This is a genomic window from Mycoplasma sp. 3398 (assembly GCF_053851555.1).
This window is the reverse complement of record NZ_JBSQAW010000016.1, coordinates 1-2,167: the sequence shown is the minus strand read 5'-3', so window position 1 is coordinate 2,167 and position 2,167 is coordinate 1. Positions and strand designations below refer to the sequence as shown.

2 protein-coding genes are annotated in these 2,167 nt (G+C 27.8%); both read left to right on the top strand.

What is annotated here, in order from left to right; translation table 4 throughout:
• Nucleotides 1-616, top strand: a 616-nt coding sequence (locus ACWXVK_RS03215) for a hypothetical protein (protein WP_456017245.1), incomplete at its 5' end; no start/stop codon positions are given.
• A 200-nt stretch (nucleotides 617-816) separates the two neighbouring features.
• On the top strand, nucleotides 817-2,167 hold a 1,351-nt coding region (locus ACWXVK_RS03210; protein WP_456017243.1), incomplete at its 3' end, for a hypothetical protein.

The following is a 2,167-nucleotide window of genomic DNA, read 5'->3' as shown; positions in this document are numbered from 1 at the left end:
TCTCCAAGTGTTGTTTAACCTGACAGATGAAATTTTAAATGCAAAAAACATTGATTCAAAATTTCCTTCTGATATCAAAAATAAAGGTATATTTGAAAAAGCGATCAAAGAAGCTGAAAAAATTCTTAATAATCCAAATGCAACCCTAGAGGAAAGACAAGAAGCACTAAATTCTTTACATGAAAAAATTTCAGAATTCCAAAAAACCCTATCATTAGAAAAACAAAACCTAATAAAGCAAATTAATGACTTAGTAAAAGATGCCGAAAATTATAAGAACACAACCCTCGATTATGACAAATATAAAAATTTAGCCAAAAAATTAGACGCTGAAATAACCAACATAAAAAATAAAATGAGCAAAGATAATGAAATTGCTACACTAAGAGAAATTCTAGAAAAGGCTAAACCACTAAAAAGTGATGCACAACAAATTAAAGAAGCTATTGATGGTTTAACCCAAGAATTACCTTCTTCACAAAAATTATTAAAAGAAATCGAATCAGCTAGTGATTTATTTAGTTCTCAAAAAATTGAGGACGAATTAAAAAATGCAATAAATGTAGGTAATGAAGCTCTAAAAAACTTGACAAAAATAGTATTACAGAAGCTTTAGCTAATCTAAACAACAAATCAGAACAAGCAAGTGATTTAATTACAAAACAAAAAGACAAATTAATTAGTGAAATAACTGGCTTAATTGAAAAAGGACATCAACAATTAGATAAAATTAAATCTTCTGATGAATATGAAAATAATAGAGACCAAATTAGCGATGCTATTGAAAATGCACTACGAAACAATAATACTAATACTTTGTTAGGCGATCTAGTTACAAATAAAAATATACTTGATAGTTTATTAACAAAAACTAAAAAGCAAGTCGCAAGAGATAATCTGACCAGAGAAATTGCCATTGCAAAACAAAATCTTAAATATACCAAAGAAAACAATATTATTAGTTCGACTAATGAATTTGAAAAATTCATACAAGATGCTGAAAAAACGCTGGAAACATTAGATAATGAACAAAAATCCGTAGATGAAATTGAAGTTGAATATAACAACGGTGCCAAAACTTTAAAAGATAGCTACCTTCAAAAATCTAAGGAAGCATCTATAAACACACTAGTTGAAGCTAAAAAACTTAACACTGAACTAGAACAAGAAAAATTTAAGGACAAGGGAACTTATCATGTTTCTAAAAAGGATCTACAATCAAGAATAAATTCGGCCGAAGAAACAAATAGCAATGCTAACTCAAATAGTTACAATGTTCTTGAAAAACTTAACGAGCTAAATAAAGCAATTAAAGAGGCTAAAAGATTCCGTGATGCTGATGAAGATGAACGCAAGAAAATAATTGAAGAAATTATCGAATTAAAAAAAGACATTATTAACAAAAAGAATGAACTAATTGGTGCTCAAAATGGGCTAAAAAATGAAAATTCCGAAAAATATAAGACATTAATCAAGGAATTAGACAAAGTTTTAGAAGATTATAATACTAACATTGAGCCAAATGTTAGCGATTTTGGTGTCGCGAGATTAGATGATGTTAAAGTTAATCTAAAAAAAATAGTTGATAAAATACCTAAAGAAAAAGAAGAAATCAATAAAAAATTTAGCGAATTAAATACCAAATTGGATGAATTAGTTAAAAAAGCAAATGACTTTGTATCGCAAATGCCAACCGATGAATATAATCCTGAAAAACAAGATCTAAAAGATTTAATAACCAAAACCCAAGATCCAACCAATAGGGATGCTATTGATGAATTAAAACAATTAGTTGAAGATTTTAAGGATAAAAATCGAAAAGCGGAAACAAAAATTATCCAAATTAATTCTAATAAAGATGAAGAAATCGAAAAAATTAATAACAAGATTGCTGAAATAACCGATTTTGCTAATGCAAATAAAGATGAATATCCTCAAATAACAACCCCATTATTAGAATCGCTAAAATTAGTCAAAGACAATAATTATCCAAGTTATAACAATACTATCCAAGAATTACAACAAAAATTATCTAATATCACAAGCGCACTAGATAATGCAAAACAACTGCTTTCAAATACGCAAAATAAAGAACAGCTTTCATTATCAACCAACCAACTTGAGGCTATAAAAGATAGCATCAAAAGTAATGATGACGAAATGATGC